We start from the raw sequence: 21208 nt of genomic DNA, 5'->3' as shown, positions 1-21208 counted from the left end.
TGTTCTTTTCTTCCCACTGTGGCGCGGACTGTTGTTCCGTGCCACAGTTTTTTTATTAGTGATCAGAAAGTAGGAGTTCAGGGAACCAGTTGGCTGGCTTTTCCGCTTTTTCTGCTCCAGAAAGTATTACAATAGAGAGGTTTGCTGAAAATCTGGCGGAAAGGTTGGAATTGTTTTTGTGAGCACCGATGTCGAGGAGAGCCTTGAATGGGACTCTGTTAAGCAGGAAACGGTTCATGTCGATCTACGTGCTGCATTGCCTGCTCTGGGAAAAGATGGGGTTGTGGCCTTTACCGATGGCGCCTGTATCAAGAATCCCGGGGGCCCGGCTGGCTGGGCGGCGCTGCTCTGGGCCAGGCATGATATGACCTCTGAGGGCGTTCTCAGACCGAACGCGTCCTGTCTGGAATGTTACGGGCACGTGCCGTGCTCCCGGACGACGACCAATAATCGTGCGGAAATTGCCGCCGTGCTGGCTGTGCTGGCACTGGCTCCGCCACAACTCCCCTTAACAATCTATAGCGATAGCGAGTACACTATTAAGGTGGCGAGTGGCATCTATCAAATGAAGGCAAATCCCGATCTCTGGGCCATCTATCGCAAGCTGGCCTCCTATCGGCAAAAGCCGCCCGTGTTTGTCTGGGTGCGCGGCCATATCGGACAGAAACAGAACGAACGCGCCGACGAACTGGCGGGACTGGGGGCTTTTCAAGGCAACCGTGCGGCATTTGAACGCTGGCGGACCTCCCAGACCCCGGAGGCGCGAAATGGACTTTCAACGACTGAACTGGCCACATTACGCAAACAGGTACAGCGCTTGCATGCCTATTTTGAGGCGCAAGATCCGACACGTATTTCCGCGCGGGAACGTCAATTTATCGCGGATATGGCAAAACGGATGCGGAAGGACCGCTTTGTGCTTTCCGAGAAGCAGAAAAATTGGCTGTACGTTCTCCTGAAGAAGTACTGGGCCAGTATTCAATAACAATCGAGCAGCAGATATCGGATAGAAAAAAGGAGTTTGCATCGTGGATAAGCAGCTTGCACAACAGTTTGTAGACGCTCTTCATGCTCGACATGTGCCGGTTGGTCTGGCATTTGTTGAGGAGGTTCCGGCCTCCGTGGGGCATATAGATCGCAAGGTCCCCTCTGCCTGTACTTTCTGGGTGCTGGCCGAAAAGGGTGTGTTCTTCGCCTCGGCAGAGGATCATCAGGAATGCCCCATCGGTATGATGACAATGGGCTTTACGATGCCGCAGGAGGCGCAGGAGCGGGCGCAATCTCTGGTGCAGACAATGGCGAGCGTTCAGTATTTCTCTCCTGATGAGGTCAGCGCCCTGCCCACCGTGAAGAAGCCTCACAACAGCATCGTGTATGGTCGTCTTGATCGCTTTCCCGATGAAGTCGATCCGGATGTGGTCCTCTGCATTCTGGACACACAGCAGGCGATGCTGATTGCCGAGGCGCTTGGTCAGGTAAACTGGTTGCAGGGGGGACAGGTTGCTTTTGGACGTCCGACCTGTGGTGTCATCCCGCGTACGATTCAGACAGGAGAGCCCTCGATGAGCTTTGGCTGTGTGGGTGCTCGCACTTATATCGAACTGACACCCGGTGAGGTTGTGATGACGCTTCCCGCCACACGCTTTCCCGAACTGGTTGAGCGCCTGACAACTATTGTTCAGGCTAATGAAGCGCTTGCGCCGTTCCATCAGGGCCAGAAGGCGAAGTTTGCGTCTATCTAACATCTAAAACGGGGTGGTGGTGAGATGAGCTTCGTCTGTCAGACAGCGCGAAGCCCGTCTCACCCTGGAGATAGGGGGCTGGTGTTGGTTTACATGCTGCTCGTTTGTTCGTAAAGGGCGACCCCGCTGTTTGAGGCGGGTGGACTGAAGAGCAGCGTCTTCACTACGGCTGATTGCCAGAGAATATGGACCAGAGCCTGCACGAACTCGGTCTGATTATCCCAGTAGTTGTGGGGTTGCAGGCCGCGTCCGTAGCTGTTTCGGATGTTATCGACCTCCTTATCTATCACTGCGACCTCCGTTGTACTCCCTTTGATCGGGTTGATGCGCTGAAAGAGCGACTCGCTGGTGCGGATTGGGCGACCTCGTTTCCAGTTCAGCGGTGCGGAAAGGGGGTCTGCCATCGGGTCGCGTTTATCCCAGAAGTTGTACCACGGGGGAAGCGCGATCTCGCTTTCGATCTTGCGTCCCCACCCGAAGAGCGTGACATATTTTCTCAGCGGGCTCCCGGCTGTAATGATCGCTTTGATCTTGCGGCGTGCGGGTGTTGGAAGCTGTCGGAAGACATCATAGGCGATCAGCGTGCCGGTGCTGTGCGCGTTCAGAATAATCCCCTCGACATCGTCACGCGCTGCCAGCCGAAGCAGGGCATCCATCACGAAATTGCGCAGTTGTTCGCGCTGCTCGTTATGCAGCAGGTAGCCTGCCATATCGCTGAGGAGCTGCATCGCGATGGCAAAAGTGCCGCGGCGCCGGTAGAGATGTCCGGGAAGCCACTGCCACCACTCCTGAATTCTGGCACTATCTTTGCGCACGGAAAGGCTTGCGGCGGGGTGCCGAACCTCGCCAATGGGCTGGTCGAGTACCCCACCGATAAACTGGCGGAGCAACCCGAAGAGGCCGAAAATAGAGCTATACCGGTGCACCCTGCACTGCGAGAGCAGCATCATCAGGAACATCATGCTCAGCGTCGTTTTCTGCTCTTCCTGGTCGGCATAGATCAGAGCAACATGCGAGATTCGTTCTCGTCCCTGAGTGAGGGGCGCGCCTGAAATATCGATCTTGCGTCGTCCATCGATGTCGCGCCAGCTTCCAAGTCGCGCCAGGCCTAATTCGCGCTGCTTGCTATAGGCGGGCCAGCAACTATGAACATAGATGGGGCCATTTTCGCCATGTTCGCTACGTAGCCGAAATGGATCATTACTCAAAACGGAGGAGTCGAGAAATTTACTGAGATGTCGATGCAGGTAATCCGCATAGCCGGGAATTTGTTCACCGGGTGTCTGCTCAAAACCGACTCCATGCAACGACACGAGACATAAAAGTGAGGAATCCGCCACAACCACAACCTCCACATCCAATAAGCTCCTGCTTCACAGTATACGAAAATGTGCCAGGATGTACCAAATTGTCTATTTCTATAGAGTAGCTATTTCTATCTATGGAAGTGAAGGCCCGGGTAAGCGCGGAGACTTACCCGGAAAGCGCTGCTCAGGCGGAGCAAGGGCCCCGGCGGATATGCGCTCGAACCTCTTCAAGCGAATGGTTCCAGGTAAAGCAGCTTTGCAGCCAGGTTGTGCCTGCGGCTTCGTAGGCTGCAATAATTTCGGGGGTGCGCTCATCGCGCCCGATGTAGAGCGAGGCCATCACATCGAAGGGGGCTGTATGCTGACGATGCCGCTGCATGAATGTGATAATCTCATGAATATCCTCGGGGGTTAGCGTGCGCTCGCGTGAGAGGGGGGTGACGCCATCCCAGGCGGCGGCCCGACGAAAGGGCCTGGGATGTGGCCAGAAGCCAGCAAGCCAGATCGGGATGCGTGGCTGTTGCAGTGGACGCGGCGCAAATTGGATATCGCGAATATGGTAGTGTGTACCCTCAAAGCTGAACGGTTCGCCGCTCCATAGCCCGTTCAGAATGGCAAGGCCCTCATCCAGCATCGCGCCCTGTGTCTTCGGGTCGGCCTCCTCACCAAAGCCCTCGAATTCCCGGTTGCGATCGCTGCCCAGACCTACCCCTAGAATCAGGCGACCCTGCGAGAGATGATCGAGCGTGAGCGCCTCGCGAGCCACTTTCCACGGTCGACGACGGGGCAACGGTGTAACCATCGGCCCGAATTTGATGCGGCTGGTGTTCAGGGCAACAGCGGTCAGCGCAATCCAGGGATCCGCCATCGGTACCGGAGGCTCCAACCCGGCCGGGAAATACAGGATATGATCCCAGAGAAAGAAGCCGTCCCAGCCGGCGGCCTCAGCTTCACGGGCCAGCTCGGCCAGCGCTCGCGTGTCGCTGAATTGAGCAAAATTAGGAAGATTAATCGCAAAATGCATGCGGCATCGATCCTCTTTTCTATGCTATTGACATGTCATTCTTATAGTATCGGATCATTTTTCGCGCTGTCAAGGCTCGCCTGCTTGCAAGAGGCAGGCATGGAGGCGGGAAGGGGAGGACAGCAAGCGATATAATAAAGACAAATCAATGAAACCTGTTATCGACTGGCGGGGAAGGATTTTGTTTTTATGACGACTACGCAACAACATGCACAACAGGCATCCGTTGTTCCGGCTCGAAATCCGGGGATGCCGCTTGATCTGGATTGGATACATCGTGTCCATGTCAATCGGAGCGCCGTGGAGCGTCGGGCGGCGACCTTGCCAACCAGGCGCACGGTCAAGAAGGAGTGGCAGGCGGCGTGGCTGCTGCGAGCCATCACCTGTATCGACTTGACCACGCTTATGGGTGATGACACGCCTGGCAACGTGCGTCGCCTATGTGCCAAAGCCCGGCAGCCGGTGCGTCAGGAAATACTGGACGCGCTCGGCTTCAATGAACTGCACGTGGGCGCGGTCTGTGTTTATCACAACCTTGTGCCTGTGGCCGTCGAGGCATTGCAGGGAACAGATATTCCGGTAGCGGCAGTCTCAACCGGGTTTCCTGCCGGACAGACCCCCTTTGAGCTCAAATTGCGCGAAATTGAGGCGTCGGTGCAGGCCGGGGCGAAGGAAATCGATATTGTGATCTCGCGCCCGCATGTCCTCACCGGTAACTGGCAGGCACTCTATGACGAGGTGAAGGCGTACCGCGAGACGTGTGGAGAGGCGCACTTAAAGACGATTCTGGCAACGCATGAGCTGGCGACGCTGCGCAATGTGGCGATGGCAAGCCTTGTCTGTATGATGGCCGGAGCCGACTTTATCAAGACTTCGACTGGAAAAGAGCCGGTGAACGCAACACTTCCGGTCGGGCTGGTGATGACGCGCATGATTCGCGAGTATTTTGATCGGACCGGCTACAGGGTTGGTTTTAAGCCCGCCGGTGGTATTCGCACTGCCAAGCAATCGCTTGATTGGTTGATTTTGATAAAAGAAGAACTGGGGAACGACTGGCTGAACAATACACTGTTCCGGTTCGGTGCAAGTGGCCTGCTCGCCGATATCGAGCGTCAGCTTTCCCACTTTGTGACAGGCCGTTATGCAGCAGAGTACCATAATCCGCTGGCGTAGGGAGAGAAGTGCAGATGAACATTATGGAGATTTTTGAGACGATGGAATATGGCCCGGCTCCAGAAGATGCCTCGATTGTGCGGAACTGGCTTGAAAAGCACGCTCAGTTTGACCTATTTATCAATAATCAATGGGTCAAGCCAGGCGAGGAGCGCTATCTTGAAAGCCTTGATCCCGCGACCGGGAAGCCTCTGGCACAGGTTGCGGCGGCCACATCCGCTGATGTCGATAAGGCTGTCGCGGCGGCTCGCAAGGCGTTCAAATCTTGGAGCAAGCTGGCGGGACATGTGCGGGCGCGTTATCTCTATGCGATTGCTCGTCAGATTCAGAAGCATGCTCGCTTCTTTTCCGTGCTGGAAACGCTGGATAATGGGAAGCCCATTCGCGAGACCCGAGATATTGATATCCCGCTGGTGGCGCGTCACTTCTATTACCATGCCGGATGGGCGCAACTGATGGCCTCGGAACTGCCGGGTTACGAGCCGGTGGGCGTGATTGGTCAGATCATTCCCTGGAACTTTCCGCTCTTGATGCTTGCCTGGAAGATTGCTCCGGCGTTGGCAATGGGCAACACCGTCGTACTGAAGCCCGCGCGTTATACCTCACTGACCGCGCTCAAATTTGCCGAGATTGTGCAGGAAATTGGCCTACCACCTGGTGTGGTGAACATTGTCACCGGTGAGGCCGGACAGGTTGGCGAGGCGCTGGTCAACCATCCCGACGTGGATAAGATCGCCTTTACAGGCTCAACGGAAGTGGGTCGCTCGATTCGACGGGCAACAGCCGGTTCCGGGAAAAAGCTCTCTCTGGAACTGGGGGGCAAGTCGCCCTTTATCGTGTTCGATGATGCCGACCTTGATAGCGTTGTCGAGGGAGTTGTAGACGCGATCTGGTTCAATCAGGGGCAGGTCTGTTGTGCCGGTTCGCGCCTGCTGGTACAGGAGAACATCGCCGATCGCTTGCTTGAGAAGCTGCGCATTCGCATGGAGCACCTGCGCGTCGGCAACCCGCTTGATAAGGCTATCGATATTGGCGCGATCGTGTCGCAGTCGCAGTTGCGTGATATTCAAAAACTGGTCGATCAGGGTGTTGCGGAGGGTGCCGAGATATGGCAGCCGTCATGGTCCTGCCCGACCGACGGCTATTTCTTCCCGCCAACGCTCTTCACCAATGTCTCTCCGGCCTCGACCATCGCTCAGGTGGAGATCTTTGGCCCGGTATTGGTTGCGATGACCTTCCGCCATCCATCTGAGGCGGTAGCGCTGGCGAATAATACGCGCTACGGGCTGGCCGCAAGCATCTGGAGCGATAATATCAACCTTGCGCTTGATGTGGCGTCGAAGATCAAGGCGGGCACCATCTGGGTGAACACAACCAATGTCTTTGATGCATCGAGTGGCTTCGGTGGCTATCGCGAAAGTGGTTATGGACGCGAGGGCGGTAAAGAGGGGCTCTACGAGTATGTCAGGCCGAAGCACGAGGGGGCAGCGCCAAAGCCGGCACGCAAGGTAGCACAGGAGGAAACGCCCGAGACCGTCGAGAGCTCGCTTCCTGCCATTGATCGCACTCCCAAGCTCTATATTGGCGGCAAACAGGCTCGCCCGGATTCGGGCTACAGCCGTCCGGTCTATGGGCCTTCGGGGCGCTTGCTGGGCGAGGTTGGCGAGGGCAACCGTAAAGATATCCGAAACGCGGTTGAGGCAGCCCGTGCAGCGGCTTCGTGGGGGAGCAATACGGCGCATAATCGCGCGCAGATTCTTTACTATATTGCCGAGAACCTCGCCAGCCGTGAGCAGGAGTTCGTTTCACGGATCGTGCAGCAGACCGGTTCTGGTGTCGGGGAAGCTGCTAACGAGGTGCAGGCGTCGATCGCGCGCTTGTTCAGCTATGCTGCATGGGCCGATAAGTTCGAGGGCTCGATCCATCGCCCGCCGCTGCGTGGTGTGGCGCTGGCAATGCACGAGCCGGTGGGCGTGATCGGGCTTGCCTGTCCCGATGAGTATCCGCTGCTTGGCTTTATCTCGCTGGTCGCGCCTGCGATTGCGATGGGCAATACGGTGATCGCGCTTCCTTCGCCACAGGCCCCGTTGAGCGCGACTGACTGCTATCAGGTCTTCGATACCTCTGATGTGCCGGGCGGCGTCATCAATATTGTGACAGGCGACCGCGAGGCGCTGGCGAAGGTGCTTGCCGAGCATGACAGCGTGGACTCCATGTGGTATTTCGGGACTGCCGAAGGATCGCGCATGGTTGAGGCCGCATCGGCGGGTAATATGAAACGTACCTGGGTCAATTACGGGCGCTCTCGCAACTGGCTGCTCCCCGATCAGGGTGAAGGGCAGGAGTTCCTGCGTGAGGCCGTTCAGGTGAAAAATATCTGGATACCCTACGGCGAATAATCCTCTTTGTGGGCCAGAGCGATCCTCTGGCCCCTCCTCTTTTTGAGTATCCCCGATTCTGCGGATTTTCTTGTGTCAGGGAACCGGGTAAAACAGCGGTAGAGGCGCAGAGAAGCGAACAGACAGGAAAGAAGCGGTGTTGTTTTTCAGGGTGAGCAGACTAGCGGTGGAGAGTTGAAACATGCGATAATAAACACAAACTGCCAACAATGAACTCTCTTTGAACGCCGTTCGTAGTGTCTGTTTGTACCCGGTGTGGGCTTTAACGATCCATACCAGAAATGAAGCCTGCAATCGTATCTCACCTCCAAACCAGGCAGGGGAGGAAGGCTTGCAGCAGTCTTGAGTGGTTGCTGCGAAACAAACTGTTGAGCTATCTAGTTCTGGAAGCAGGAGCTTGTGCGCATGGAGTCTCTGAACCTCTCTCATTCCTCAGATGCGCAGTCTGGTATGAGAGATCGGGGTAACGATGCCCGAAATCCGCAGCAATTATCGGTTAAGGATTTGGCCCACTGTTGCGCGGAAGAGACCAACAAGTTTTTACGGCAAAGGGATTCAAATGACCGCTTTTGTTTAGAGCTGTTCCGGCGTGCCATTGTGCAACGAGATGAGGCGGCATGGAGCAGTATTTATCAGCAGTATGCACCTCTGGTTCTGACGTGGGTGTCACAGCATCAGAGCGTCGCGGCGCTGTTTGGTTCGGAAGGGAACGCTGCACTTGTGAACGCGGCTTTTGCGAAATTCGCTCAGGCGCTTACCGCGGAGAAAATGCAGAAGTTTGCTTCCCTGGCTGCTCTATTGAAATATCTGAAATTGTGTGTGCATAGCGTGGTGGCCGACGAACTGAGACTGCGTCAGGCGCGGCAACTGGAAGAGACCCTTGAATCAATCGAGCAGGAGCCGGCAGCCAGCGATCCGGCTGAGGATGTGATTTCGCAACTTTCGGCCCACAATCTCTGGCAGATTGTGCAGGCGGAGGTCAATGGTGAAGAGGAACAACTGTTACTCCATCTGGTCTATGTGCAGGGGCTGAAGCCGGGTGAGATCAGCGCGCAGCATCGACACCTGTTCCCGACCGTTGATGATGTGTATCGCGTGAAGCGCAATGTGCTTGAGCGCCTGCGTCGAAATCGCCGTCTACTCGCTTTATTGCGTAGCCAGCATTTCTGATTTTTACGCTCGCCTGAAACACAAAAGAGGCGAAGGAACTCGTTTATTAAGGTGATCGGAGAAAAGAACGTTCTTGTATTTTGAACTGGTATGAGCTTCTGTTCCAGTACGATCGAGCTTGCCGACTTGAAAATCTGTGGAAAGGAATACGCATTTCGAGAACATGTGCATGGAGTGTCAGGAACCTGGTGCTATTCGTGACGAGGAGTTGATAGCCTACCTCTCCGGTGAGCAGGTTCGTCCTGCCGTGGTGCGCCATCTTGCCCGTTGTTCGGCATGTGCGGCCCTGGTGAATGGATACCAATTTCTGGATGCCAAGCTACAGCAGAAGCTCTACCGCTGGAATTGTCCGCCGAGTCTGCTTCTGGGCGAGTATCAAATGGGCTTGCTGGATAGCACGCAGGAAGCAGCCTTGCGTGAGCATCTGCGCATCTGTGCCCGCTGTACACAAGAGGCCGCTGCGCTTACGGCGCTGATCGCGAATGATCCCTTGTTCGCGGTTCATCAGCCCCTGCCCGAAGCGCAAAAGGTCGGGGTGCAGCTCTCCCATATCCTGCATGATCTGCAAGAAGGGACGCGCCGTATTCTTGCGACCCTGCTGCCACAGCCTGCCAATGGCGGCTATGCGCTTCGTCAGGCTTCGGTACAGACGAGCGAGTGGCCGCGGCGCTATCAGGCAGGGGCTATTCAGATCTCGCTTCAGCTTGAACGCGAAACGGGAGGGCGTCAGACGTTGGTCGGACTGATTACCCGCAAGGATGCGGCGTTAGGAGCCTTGCAGGGTATTCCTGTTGCCCTGCTCTCCGACGAAACAGAGGCGCTCTACACGCAACGAATTGACGATCTGGGCAATGTGATCTTCCCTGAATTGCCTCCCGCGCTTTATACGCTGGAAGTGCATTTTCCGGATGGCACCATTGTCGTCGAGCAGATTCCTCTCAACGGGTAGTGTCATTGACGCCACGGGAAATTGCGGCCTTGCTGCTGAAATGCAGGGAGGATCAGGGACGACACCTGTTACAGCAGCTTGTGCCGCGTATGAGTCTGGATGCGCTGGAACAACTGGTAAACGCGCTCAAGATGGCCGCTGACCGCTACTGGCTGGAAAATGTCAGTCTCTCTTTTGTGCTCTCTGGCTATGTGCTGTTGATCGGTGAACTGAGTGGCAATGGCTCCTTTTACGCGCTCGGGCTGATGACGCGAGGCGATGCCCTGCGTGGCATGGAGCGGCATGAAGAGGCGCTGCCTTTCTTTGATGCCGCTGGCGAAGAGTTTCTCGCGTTGCATGATCTGGTCGGCTGGGCGCGTTCCCGGCTCGGGCGGATCAGTTCATGTATGCGGCTCAATCGCATGTCGGAGGCGCTCCGAGACGCAGCGGCGGCGCGTGAGATCTTTCTTCAGACAAACAATCTGATCCGCGTCGGTCAGCTTGATGTGAATACCGCCATTATTCACTTTGAGCTCGGCCAGTATGAGCAGGCACTGCGGTACTACGATCGCGCGATTGAAGCGTATATGCTGCATGGGGTGAATGTTGACCGCCTGATTGCTCGGGCGCTGGCAAATAAAGCGATGGCGCTCGCGGCGCTTGGGCGCTTTCATAAGGCGGTCGAGTTGCATCAAGAGGCCTGTGAGACCTTTAAGCAATATGGCACTCGAGAAGAGATCTCTCTGGCGCGGCAATACCTGAACATCGCTGATATTTATACCGCTCAGGGGCGCTACAGTCAGGCATTGATGCTCTATAATCGCTGTTTACCGCTCTTCCGTGAGCATCAGATGACGTTCGCGGAGGCGGAAGTGTTGTTGCAGATGTGCCTCTGCCTGCTGCGACTGAACCGCACCGAAGAGGCGTATGAAATGGCCTCTGATGCGGTTGCGATGCTTCGGACGCAGGAGGGACAGGATGATAGCCTTGCGCGGGCGCTGATGTATCAGGCGCGGGCGGCCATTCATGAGCATCTTTTTGAGGAGGCGGCACTTCAGCTTCAGGAGGCAAGCACGTTGCTCTTGAATCGTGGCCTGACCCGACTTGCAGCGCAGGCTCGTTTCTATCGCGCTGAACTGGCTTTCTCAATCGGGGAGTTTGAGGAGAGCAAGCGCGAGGTGCGCTATGCCGCTGATGCCTTCGCTGAACAGGAGGATGTGCCGCTTCTGGCGCAGGCGATGCTCCTTGAGGCCCATATTGCAGACGTGCGGGGCGAAGCGGAGGCGGCGCGTGTACTCTGCCTGCATGCGCTGGATCTGGCTGAGAAACAGGAACTTTTCGAGGTCCGGTATCGCTGCCATGCGCTGCTTGGCAAGCTTGCGGCCAGTGCCGGGAAGGACGAGGAGGCGGGAATCTTCTACGATCTGGCAATCAAAGGCATCGACGAGATTCAGAGCCGCCTCATTCTCGATGAGCGTTCCAGCTTTCTCGAAGACAAGGGCGCAATCTATCAGCAGGCGGTCGAGCTGGCCTTGCAGCGCGGCTATCTGGAACAGGCTTTTATCTATGTGGAGAAGGCCAAGTCCAGCGTTCTGGGTGATTATGTGCGCAACAATATCGACATCCGTTTACGCGCCGATGAACAGGTCAGTGATGAGCTGCTGGAAGAGCTTGCCCGCCTGCGTGAGGAACAGGCATGGTATAGCTCCATTGTGTATGAGACCGTTAACGAAGCGAATCTGAGCGATACGGCACTGATGCGCATTCGGACGATTGGTCCTGTCCGTGCACGCGAGGAGATGCGCGAACGAGAGCGGCAAATAGAGCGGCTCCTTGAGCAGATTCGGCTTTCATCCGCTCACAAGTTGCTGCAGACGCCCGCGCTGACAAACGATCTGGTTGTCTTTGAGAACTGGGCCTGTCTGCCCTCAGGGACGCTGCTTCTGGAATATTATCTGACCGAGCAGGATCTTCTCATCTTTCAACTGACATGTAACGGTATCGAGGTTGAGCGCGTTTCGGGAGCGCGTCCCCAGCTCGAGCGTCTGCTGACCCTCTGGCGGGCCAATCTTGACCTTGCTGCCCAGGCTGCGACCTTACCGGAGCGTGAGCGCGAGTTCGCCTCATTGCAGGAAAACGGGCTCGGCCTGCTGAAACGTCTGCACGCGCTGCTCATTCGTCCGGTCGTGGTGGATATGCAGCGCGTTGACCATTTGATTGTTGTGCCCTATGGAATGCTGCACTATCTCCCCTTTCATTGTCTGTTTGACGGCACACGCTTTCTGGTCGAGCGCGTGCAGATCTCCTATCTTCCCTCGCTCACGTTGCTGGATATCTGCTTGCAGCGTGGGGCCCGCAGCGCTGCTACGCCACAGAATATCCAGCATTCGCTGGTGCTTGGGGTCTCGGATCAGTTGCCCTTTGTGCGGGAGGAAGCAAGCGTCGTGGCCCGATGCCTGAACGCTCCCTGTGTACTCGATCAGGAGGCCACGGTTAGCCTGCTTCAGGCTCGAAGCAGCTATAGCCCGGTGGTTCATATCGCGGCGCATGGGCTCTTTCGGCTTGACGCGCCCGATTTCTCCTTTATCAGTCTGGCGGATCGCCAATTGAACACGTTCGAGGCCTTTAACCTGGACCTGTCGCTCTGTTCGCTCCTGACGTTAAGCGCGTGTGAGACCGGACGGGCGAGTATTGGTGGCATTGATGAGGTGATTGGCCTGGGGCGCGGCTTCCTGTATGCAGGAGCGGCTTCGCTCTTGCCGACACTCTGGAAGGTAGACGATGCCAGTAGCGCCGAGTTGATGGAGATGTTCTATCGCCAGCTGTTGCAAGGGGCGACGAAGGCGGGAGCGCTGGCACAGGCGCAGCGAGCGTTTTTGTTGCGGGCGCGGGCTTCACTGCATCCCTATCGTCTGCACCCCTATTTCTGGGGCGCGTTTCAACTGATTGGTGATCCCGGTCCTCTGCTTGCATGAGTGGTACAATGACGAGGAACCATATCATGAGGTGAGGAAATACGATGAAGTATCTTGTTCCCGACTATGTGTATACAACTGAAGGGCTTCAAGCGAACAGGGTGGTCGCGGTCAACGATGAGGGATATATTGCGGCGGTAGTCGAGAATACCCTGACCGATGAAGAGCTACAGGCCCCCTCGGCGGTTCGTCTGCCCGGCAAGGCGCTGCTCCCCGGCTTTGTGAACGTCCACAGCCATGTATTTCAGCGGAACCTGCGTGGTCATACGCATCGCCCGCTTTCGCAGCAGGATACCTTCTGGACGTGGCGGCGTGCCATGTATGAAGAGGCGCAACACATGACTCCCGAACAGCTCTATGAGCTGGCGCTGCGGACGTATCGGGAAATGCTGGCAAATGGCTATACCAGTGTGGGCGAGTTCCATTATGTTCACCATCAGCCCGATGGGACGCCCTATGAGCAGCCAAACGCGATGGCTGAGGCAGTGCTTCGAGCCGGGAAAGAGGCCGGTTTGCGCGTGGTGCTGCTGATGACGGCCTACGCTCGCGGCGGCTTTAACCAGCCAGTGGAAGAGGGGCAGAGACGCTTCTGTGATCGCTCGGTGGATGCCTATCTTGCCCGTGTGGAGGCGTTGCGCTCGGAGGGCGTTTTGATCGGTCTGGCTCCTCATTCGGTACGCGCGGTGCCGGGAAACTGGTTTCATGAGATCGCGCGTTATTGTCGTACCTATCAGCTTCCATTGCACGTTCATGCTGACGAGCAGGTAGCCGAGATCGAACAGTGCAGACTTGCACATGGATGTTCCCCGATTGAGTTGCTAGAGCGCTACGGAGCGTTGTTCCCGCTAACCACGATTGTGCATGCGACCCATGCCAACGCCAGAGAGATAGAGCTGCTGGCGCTTCATGGCTGCACTGTGTGCGTCTGTCCGACAACCGAGGGAGATCTTGGGGATGGTATCGCACCCTATGCCGAGCTACGGGCCGCCGATATCCCGCTGTCCATTGGCTCGGATAGCAATACGCGCCTTGATCCGATTGAGGAACTGCGTTGGGCAGAATATACGGCGCGCATGCGCTATCAGCGACGGCGGGTACTGGTCGCGGGAGAACTGGAAGCGCCAGGGCCCCTGTTGCTGGACTATGGCACACGACGCGGCGCGGTGGCGCTCAAGCTGGCAACGGGTAGCATTGCCCCTGACCTGCTGGCCGATTTTGTGGTTGTCGACCTCGAACACCCGTCGCTTGTGGGCTGGACGCAACAGGATTTCCTTGACACGCTCTTTTTCGGCTCCTCTTCCGAGGCAATCGTCCAGACATGGGTGCAGGGGCAGAAGGTCTACGAGCGGAGATAGAGACCCGATCAGGCCCCTATCTCGTCTGGCGTAGACGCGGTTTTCGCGCTCTGGGTCCATATACCGAGGCGTCGCTGTTGGGGCTGGCGTCTCGGTTTTGGTTCGAGCACTGTTTGCTCGCTGGCAAGGCGCAGCGCTTCCTCGATCGCGCGATCAAGCTGCGGATCGCTGCCCTGGACGAAATCCTGTGGCGCAATATCGACCTCAATATCAGGGTCGGTGCCATAGTTCTCGATATTCCAACCCACATCAATGAACCAGTTCGCGTATTCTGGCTGCGTGGTGGTGGTGCCATCGACCAGATGATGATTGAGTGTATAACCGATCACTCCGCCCCAGGTGCGCGTTCCAATGAGCGGACCGAGGTTCATGAGCTTGAAGGCATGGCTGAAGATATCGCCATCTGAGCCTGCATGCTCGTTGGTCAACGCGACCATCGGTCCACGCGGAGCCTCTTTCGGATATGGCGCGGGTTGTCCCCAGCGCGAGATCTTGCAGCCGAGGCGCTTGCGGGCCAGTTTCTCCAGCAGCAGGCCGGAGACATTACCACCACCATTCCAGCGCACATCAACAATCAGGCCGGGACGATCATATTCAGCCAGAAAGCCGCGATGGAACTCAGCATAGCCCTTTGGCCCCATATTCGGGATGTGGATATAGCCCACGCGCCCCTGCGAGCGCTCATGGACATAACGGCGGTTCGTCTCAACCCAATCGCGGTAGCGGGCCTCACGCTCCATTGCCAGCGAGATCGCGTGCACTGTGACGATGCGAGTTTCGCCCGTTTTTGCCGACTCAATTGTCAGTTGAACCTCATACTCCGCCTGATTAACCAGCAAGGCTTGTGGGCTGCGCTGTGCGCTGACGCGTTGCCCGTTGATCGCCAGCACCGCATCACCAACCTCGATATTCAGGCCGGGAGCGGTGAGCGGTGAAGTGGCCTCGCGGTCCAGCGGGTCGCCCTTGATAATGCGGGCGATCCGATAGCGTCCGGTGGCCTCATCATAGTGCCAGTCGACGCCGAGCGAGCCCTGACGATAATAGACACCCTGTCGATACGCGCCACCATATTCATACGTGTGCGAGGTGCCAAGTTCACCCTGCAACTCGTGAATCAGGTCGGAGAGCTCCGAGCGCGAGCTGACACGCTCCAGCAGCGGCGCATAGCGGGCGTACATCGAATCCCAGTCAATGCCGGACATATCTTCGGTCCAGAAATGTTCTCTCTGTAAACGCCAGGCCTCGGCGAACATCTGCTTCCACTCGCTGGCCGGTTGCACCGAGACTTTCACCCGGTCCAGATCGAGCCAGCCACTTTCTTTCGAGGGGGTATTGCTCTCGGAGCGTGGCTTCTCACAGTTGCGCAGCACGCGCAGGCGAGTCCGCGAGCGATACAGCAGCGTGGAGCCGTCACGCGACAGGGTTAGCTCATTGACCGAATCTGCAATCCGTTCCAGGTTCTGTGTTTCAAAGTCATAGCACTCAACCCAGCCTTTCGCGGGTCCTGATAGCTCACCGTTCAGGCCGCTGACAAGGAAGAGCACTTTACCGCGCAGCGCAAGGATGCCATCGTAGCGTGCTTCGCCGGTCGGGAAGGGTACGGCGCGGCTGGTGATGCCTTCAAATTGAATGCGCACGGTGCGTCGTGGGCCGCTGTTCACCTCATGAAGTGGTGTTGCGGGAAGCACCTTTTCTTCCTGTGCGGCGCTCTCGCCTCCGGGGATAGTCTCTTCAACAGAGGCAGATGTTGTCTTCCACGTGTCGGGCTGACGATCCTTCAACAGCCGCGATTCAACCTCGAATGGCGAACGGATATCGTTGCGCAATGGGAGCGCATACGGGATCACACCGCGCGGGAAGCTCCATTCAAACTGCATGTTATCGGAGACCGGATTAAAGACACGGTAGCTCAGGAAGTAGAGGAACCTGCCGTCCGGGTCAAAGCTTGGCGAGACGTCGGAGCGCACTGGATCGGTGACAACATGCGTTTCCCCGGTATTGATATTGCCGATTTTGATCGCGCGCTTTTGTCCTGAAAGTGGGAAACTATAGGCGATCCATTGCCCATCAGGAGACCAGGCCAGATCATAGATGCGTGCATGCTCGCTTGCATCGAGAATCATCGACATGCTGGTTGCCAGATCGACAAGTATCAATTCCTGGCGGTGGTTGGTAATCGCGACAATATCGGCGGTAGGCGATACTTCAAACTCAAGCACACGACCTAGATCGAGCTCAGTGAGCATTTGTGGCTCTTCATCGCTATCCGGATTGAAGATGACGAGTGTCTCATAGCCCGGAGCGTCACAGATCGCAACCAGCCGATGCCCGTCGTTGAGCCATTCGAGGAAGCGATAGCGTACGCCATCCTGCTCGCCATGCTGCACAACCGCGCCTTCCCAGTTGCTCATAGTGAAGGCCTTGCCACGAGTGGTCAGTGCGACGGCGTGCCCCCGTGGATGCAGCGCGAACGTATCAAGGTAGTGATCAGCCGCGACGAACTTACGGTTGAGTTGTGTACGTGGGCCTGGCATGGTGAGCGGAACCTGCTGTACATGCCCGGTACGTGGATCGAACAGGTAGAGGTCCGCCGCCATCTGAAAGACAAGCTGCTCTCCGTCCGTCGAGAGATGGCGGGCGTAGAAGTCGTGAAAGTCCGTATGGCGCTGAAGGTCCTCCCCAGCGGGTGTACAGGAATAGATGTTTCCCGTTCCTTCATGGTCGGACAGGAAGTAGATTCGGGCGCCAATCCAGCATGGGTCGGTGATATTGCCGTTGAGGTTGAGAAGTCGGGTAAAAGTTCCTTCTCCGGTTGGATCGCACCAGAGATGACCGACGTTACCGCCACGATAGCGTTTCCAGTAGGCGGGCTCTTCGGTGTTGCGCCCGATCACGACCCCTTTTCCCGGACCAAAGGAGACCGCGCTTGCCATTCCGTACGGTAGCAGGTGCGGTACGCCCCCTTCCGGGCTCACAGCATAGATGACGTTGTAGTCATGGTGAAATTGACCTGCGTTGCTTGTGTAGAGAATGGAGGAACCATCAGGGGTCCAGCCAACGACACGACAGGAGACGCCATCGAAGGTCAGGCGGCGGGCCGGGCCTCCCTGAGCGGGCATCACGTAGACTTCTTCCGGGCCTTCTTCGCGGCCCACGTAGGCGATCCATTGCCCATCTGGAGAAAAACGGGGGTGGCTTACTCGGCCCGTTCCTGCTGTCAGGCGCTCTGCGCGTCCTCCCTTGCTCGAAACCTGCCAGAGATCGTCTTCCGAAACAAAAACGATAAGATCATGATAAATGGTAGGGAAGCGAACATAACCGAGCGAAGGCATTCTAACTCCTTTTGGCGAGTAGCCAGATGTTGAAATGTTCATAGTGTGCTTACTGATGTTCTGATGCAAAGGGATGAATCTATAGAATATCCGTCAGTATGATAGACGTGTGTAGAATGCAGTATTTATCAGGAGATAAATTGATATTACCTGAGTTAAATAGATTATATCACTACTGTCAGGTACTGTCTAGAATAGTAGAGCTGTATGGGAAAATAGTCACTGCATGAGTGCTGAAAATGCGACTGGAAGTGTAGATATCGCGACACATTAAGCGGCTCCTCAGGCCAGTGCGAGGGGGAAAGCTCGGCACCGTTTGCCTATCTGTATTATCTGTATATACTCGCTCATTCCACTTTTTCAGAATGAGCGATCTTCAGAAGAAACAAAAATAACGAATTTCTGCCGAAACGTTGCCTGCATGATTTTTAGAAGCGCTTATAGATGCACATTGAAACGTTGCGAAATGGTTGTGCTCCGGTTGAAATATGTATGAGCTCGCTTGTGAAGCTTTTTTTGTTGGAAAAAAAGCATCGAAATTTCGGCGAAAGTCGTTTATAATAGTGAGTACAGATCAATGAAAGAATGCTCGTATTCTGGCAGGCCAATGATGGCCCTGTGTATAGCACCGAGTCAAAGAGGAGTAGGAACTATGAACGAGCAAGAGTGCAAACGTATTGGACGATATCATTCATGTGTTGAGAATGGACAACTCAAGCTGTATTACCATCAGGTTGGTGACCCCAACGGCTTCTATGGTTCAATGGACCCCGAAGAAACACTTGGGCTTCTAGAATTCCTCTCAAGACATCGGGAAGCCATCTATCAGGCCGTAAATCAGAAAGAAATGCAGCAGCATTACCTCTAAATAGAACGAAAGCCAGAAACAGACGCTTGTTGGGACAGGGAGCGGGAATGCCCCTGCTCGTTTCCCCATGCAAGCAACAGATGCAGCAGTTCGGCTGCTGAAGCGTGAAACTGCTATCGAGAGCAAGCAACAGGTCGTATCCTGTCCTTGCTCTTTTTTGTCGGCACAAAAGATGAGAAATGTATACCAAATAGGGGCTGTTGCGACCTTTTCTAGACGATAAAGACAACGAACTTCTGTATAGAAAGGCGTATTATTAAAAATATGGGGCCTTATCGGGTAGAAGGGAGAGAACATGGCGATTCTATACAGGAGCGAACAGATGAATCTGGTCTCATTCTCGATCAAAACCAAAGGGATGCACAACTTTATCCGGCGGCTCTGGACCGTTTTTGCGCGTTTTGGGTTCACTGAGGGGAGGACACGTCGCTCTCTCTACTCAATTATGGATGCGCTCTCTTCTTATAAGGGATCGCCTACCTTTTTTATTCCCGCAATTGTGTTGCAGAGGCATCCCCGGCTTATTGCTGAGCTTGCCGAGAATGGAGCCGAGATAGGGATACATGGATATATTCATAACGACTATCGGGCCCTGAACCGGGACGAGCAATACCACCATGTGCGTAGGGCGATAGAGGTATTCGAGAGCGTGCCACTTGTCTTTCAGGGATTCCGTAATCCGTATCTCGGGTGGACCGAAGAAACGCTGGACGTGTTTACTGAGCTGGACTTGACCTATGATAGCAATGAGGCCGTCATCCACGATGTCATAGACCGCAGCCGCTTTACGCCGACGCTACTGGATGGGCTTGAGAAGTCACTGGCACTCTTTCAGGCTATTCCTCCTGGAACCTATGCCCTGCGACCGCACTTTGAGGGAAACCTGCTCCGTATTCCGACAAGTATCCCCGATGATGAAATGCTCTTTGATCGCCTGCGCGTCACCAATGCGCACGAGTTGGGCGAGATCTGGTGCCGCGTGATGCAGAATGTCTATGACTATGGCGGGATCTACGCCTTGAACTTGCATCCGGAGCGGGGCGTCCTCTGTCGGCGTCCGCTGGATATGCTGTTGCGCTACGCTGCCGAGTTGCCCGGAGGGGTCTGGCTGGCGCGTCTGGATGAAGTGGCCCAATGGTGGCGCGAGCGCAGCCGCTTCAGTATTCAGATCACGCCCCGGGGATCTCATTTCTGGCAGATTGAGGCGACCTGTACCCCACGAGCAACGTTGCGTGCTCGCAACATCTCAGTAGATTACCAGCTTCCGACCGTGGGCCGAGAGCTTACCTGTAAGCCGCGCTGTATCGTGCAATCCAGTAAGTGCCCCTGTATCGGCCTCTCGCTGCGAACGCCGCGTTCCGTTTCCCACTTTTTGCAGGAAGAGGGTTACCCCACGCACTATTGCGCGCAGGAACAGGCCGAACAGTATGCGCTCTACCTGGACATGCCTGAAGGGATGGGAGCCTCGCGCCATGAACTCCGTTCGATTGGTTGCGAACTGATCCAGCGTATCGAGCAATCCGATGCGCCGCTGCTCTATTTTGGCGCCTGGCCGAACAACTGCCGGGCTGCCCTGGCGATCAGCGGCGATATCGATTCAATCACGATACAGGATTTCTTCTTGCGCATCCTTGAAGTGCATCAACAGAAGAGGGTTCACGAGCAGAGTGCCGTCTAGAAAGGCCTACCTGGCAATCGAGAGCGGTCGCTTCTCCGGCAAGGGGTTTTCAGCCAGAGCGCTCAACAGGTGTTGATAGCGCTGTGCCATCTTCTCCCATTGATAGGGTAGGTAATCCTCGGCCGCGTTAGCAACCATGCGTGCTCGCTCCTCCGGGTGCTCATAGAGGGAGATGATCGCATCGGCGAACTCCTGCGGGTGCTCGGGACGACAGAACTTAATTGACTCCGGACGGAACATCGAGCGAATCGCGGGTGTGTCAGAGGCGATGATGGGACGGCGCATCCAGGCGAATTCATACGCCTTTGTCGGGAGCACCAGATCCATAAAACCGTCACTGCGATACGGAATAATGCCGATGTCGCCATGCACCACAAAATGGACTAGCTCTTCGGAAGGGCTACTATCGGTAAAGACAACTCGGTCGGCAACATCCAGCTTCCGGGCAAGTTCCTGCAAATAGGGTAGATGTTCACCGCGCCCCTGAATATCCAGTCGCAGTGTCGGCACGGCATGGCGTGCAATGGCAACCGCACGGATCGCGATATCCAGGCCATTCCGTTCGGAAATCGTGCCGTGATACATCAAAATAAATGGCTCATCGTCTGAGGCACGCGGACGCGGGTGCTGCTGTAGCGCTTCCGGGAAGATCTTCGGATCGGCGCTGTTCAGAATGATCGTCATTTTCTCTGGTGGAACGCCGCGTTGTAGCAGCAGGCGCTCAAAGGGAGGTCCGACCGTGATGACGTGATCGGCGAACGCGGTCGAAAGCCGCTCCTGAAGCCGAGCAAGCCAGGTAACAACCGGTTTTACGTTTGATTTTGCTTTCGCTGCCATCAGTTCCGGGCAGGTATCCTGAACCTCAAGAATGACTTTCGCTCCGGCCAGCTTCGGGAGCAGCGCCGCAAACACAAGATAGTCTGGCATATTGTGCACATGAACAATATCATAGGGGCACTGTCGATGAAGCTGTGCGACTTTCACTCCGGCTTGTAGAAGGAAGACGCTCCAATCGAGCAGCGTGCGTGGCAGAGAACGCCCGAAGCCCCGGTCCATCGGAAGGCGAAAGGCACGCACGCCGTTGATGATCTCAAAGCTCTGCTCGTGCGGCTGACGCAAGCAAATGACATCGACCTCTGCGCCACCGTCTATTGCGGCTTCAGCGACGCGGCGGACGAGTACATCAAACGGGTACCAGTCGAAGGTAATGGTTGCAACTCGAATCGGTGTCATTGTTTTTCCTATCCTCTTTGAGCA

Annotated in this window: 14 protein-coding genes; 10 read left to right on the top strand and 4 right to left on the bottom strand. The window is 56.0% G+C overall.

Annotated elements, in window-relative coordinates; all coding sequences use genetic code 11:
- Positions 1-178: 178 nt before the first annotated feature.
- Together KTH_RS15845 and KTH_RS15840 are read left to right on the top strand one after the other, a co-directional pair.
- Complete coding sequence (locus KTH_RS15845) at positions 179-985, top strand: ribonuclease HI (RefSeq protein WP_211325980.1); 807 nt, start codon at positions 179-181, stop codon at positions 983-985.
- A 43-nt stretch (positions 986-1028) separates the two neighbouring features.
- Positions 1029-1742 carry a DUF169 domain-containing protein gene (locus KTH_RS15840; RefSeq protein ID WP_170142257.1) on the top strand — a complete coding sequence of 238 codons (714 nt, stop codon included), beginning with the start codon at positions 1029-1031 and terminating at the stop codon, positions 1740-1742.
- An 89-nt stretch (positions 1743-1831) separates the two neighbouring features.
- On the opposite strand, the gene KTH_RS15835 is transcribed toward KTH_RS15840, so the two are convergent.
- On the bottom strand, positions 1832-3097 hold the full coding sequence (locus KTH_RS15835; protein WP_111317672.1) for a hypothetical protein: 1266 nt from the start codon (positions 3095-3097) through the stop codon (positions 1832-1834).
- A gap of 136 nt (positions 3098-3233) precedes the next feature.
- Complete coding sequence (locus tag KTH_RS15830) at positions 3234-4073, bottom strand: LLM class flavin-dependent oxidoreductase (protein WP_111317670.1); 840 nt, start codon at positions 4071-4073, stop codon at positions 3234-3236.
- A 189-nt stretch (positions 4074-4262) separates the two neighbouring features.
- On the opposite strand from KTH_RS15830, the gene deoC reads away from it, so the two are divergent.
- From deoC to KTH_RS15800, 6 genes are all read left to right on the top strand, one after another.
- Entirely contained in the window at positions 4263-5246 is a 984-nt protein-coding gene (gene deoC, locus KTH_RS15825; protein ID WP_111317667.1) for a deoxyribose-phosphate aldolase, read from the top strand.
- 14 nt (positions 5247-5260) lie between these two features.
- Complete coding sequence (locus tag KTH_RS15820; RefSeq protein WP_111317664.1) at positions 5261-7645, top strand: aldehyde dehydrogenase family protein; 2385 nt, start codon at positions 5261-5263, stop codon at positions 7643-7645.
- Between the two features lie 405 nt (positions 7646-8050).
- Positions 8051-8815, top strand: coding sequence for an RNA polymerase sigma factor (locus KTH_RS15815; RefSeq protein ID WP_111317661.1), 765 nt, complete (start codon positions 8051-8053; stop codon positions 8813-8815).
- Positions 8816-8984: 169 nt separating this feature from the next.
- Positions 8985-9764 (top strand): zf-HC2 domain-containing protein, encoded by a 780-nt coding sequence (locus KTH_RS15810; protein ID WP_111317658.1) that lies wholly within the window; start codon positions 8985-8987, stop codon positions 9762-9764.
- A 5-nt stretch (positions 9765-9769) separates the two neighbouring features.
- Positions 9770-12718, top strand: a complete 2949-nt coding sequence (locus KTH_RS15805) for a CHAT domain-containing protein (RefSeq protein WP_137686083.1) — start codon at positions 9770-9772, stop codon at positions 12716-12718.
- 44 nt (positions 12719-12762) lie between these two features.
- Complete coding sequence (locus KTH_RS15800; protein WP_111317654.1) at positions 12763-14073, top strand: formimidoylglutamate deiminase; 1311 nt, start codon at positions 12763-12765, stop codon at positions 14071-14073.
- Positions 14074-14081: 8 nt separating this feature from the next.
- On the opposite strand, the gene KTH_RS15795 is transcribed toward KTH_RS15800, so the two are convergent.
- Complete coding sequence (locus KTH_RS15795) at positions 14082-17405, bottom strand: S41 family peptidase (protein WP_111317652.1); 3324 nt, start codon at positions 17403-17405, stop codon at positions 14082-14084.
- 652 nt (positions 17406-18057) lie between these two features.
- Between KTH_RS15795 and KTH_RS15790 the strand changes: the two genes are divergently transcribed.
- Positions 18058-18273 carry a hypothetical protein gene (locus tag KTH_RS15790; protein ID WP_111317649.1) on the top strand — a complete coding sequence of 72 codons (216 nt, stop codon included), beginning with the start codon at positions 18058-18060 and terminating at the stop codon, positions 18271-18273.
- Between the two features lie 322 nt (positions 18274-18595).
- Positions 18596-19951: a polysaccharide deacetylase family protein gene (locus tag KTH_RS15785; RefSeq protein WP_170142256.1), complete on the top strand. Its 1356-nt coding sequence runs from the start codon at positions 18596-18598 to the stop codon at positions 19949-19951.
- Between the two features lie 6 nt (positions 19952-19957).
- Here the strand turns inward: KTH_RS15785 and KTH_RS15780 are convergent, their stop codons facing one another.
- Positions 19958-21184, bottom strand: coding sequence for a glycosyltransferase family 4 protein (locus tag KTH_RS15780; RefSeq protein ID WP_111317643.1), 1227 nt, complete (start codon positions 21182-21184; stop codon positions 19958-19960).
- Positions 21185-21208 lie beyond the last annotated feature (24 nt).

This window comes from Thermosporothrix sp. COM3, assembly GCF_059696735.1.
Note: the sequence above shows the minus strand (reverse complement) of the source record. Positions and strands in the feature narration are given on the sequence as shown.

Excerpts from the sequence above, each read along its gene's own strand:
- KTH_RS15830 (WP_111317670.1), bottom strand. The coding sequence starts at position 4,073 with ATGCATTTTGCGATTAATCTTCCTAATTTTGCTCAATTCAGCGACACG.
- deoC (WP_111317667.1), top strand. The coding sequence starts at position 4,263 with ATGACGACTACGCAACAACATGCACAACAGGCATCCGTTGTTCCGGCT.
- KTH_RS15820 (WP_111317664.1), top strand. The coding sequence starts at position 5,261 with ATGAACATTATGGAGATTTTTGAGACGATGGAATATGGCCCGGCTCCA.
- KTH_RS15815 (WP_111317661.1), top strand. The coding sequence starts at position 8,051 with ATGGAGTCTCTGAACCTCTCTCATTCCTCAGATGCGCAGTCTGGTATG.
- KTH_RS15810 (WP_111317658.1), top strand. The coding sequence starts at position 8,985 with ATGGAGTGTCAGGAACCTGGTGCTATTCGTGACGAGGAGTTGATAGCC.
- KTH_RS15800 (WP_111317654.1), top strand. The coding sequence starts at position 12,763 with ATGAAGTATCTTGTTCCCGACTATGTGTATACAACTGAAGGGCTTCAA.
- KTH_RS15795 (WP_111317652.1), bottom strand. The coding sequence starts at position 17,405 with ATGCCTTCGCTCGGTTATGTTCGCTTCCCTACCATTTATCATGATCTT.
- KTH_RS15790 (WP_111317649.1), top strand. The coding sequence starts at position 18,058 with ATGAACGAGCAAGAGTGCAAACGTATTGGACGATATCATTCATGTGTT.
- KTH_RS15785 (WP_170142256.1), top strand. The coding sequence starts at position 18,596 with ATGAATCTGGTCTCATTCTCGATCAAAACCAAAGGGATGCACAACTTT.
- KTH_RS15780 (WP_111317643.1), bottom strand. The coding sequence starts at position 21,184 with ATGACACCGATTCGAGTTGCAACCATTACCTTCGACTGGTACCCGTTT.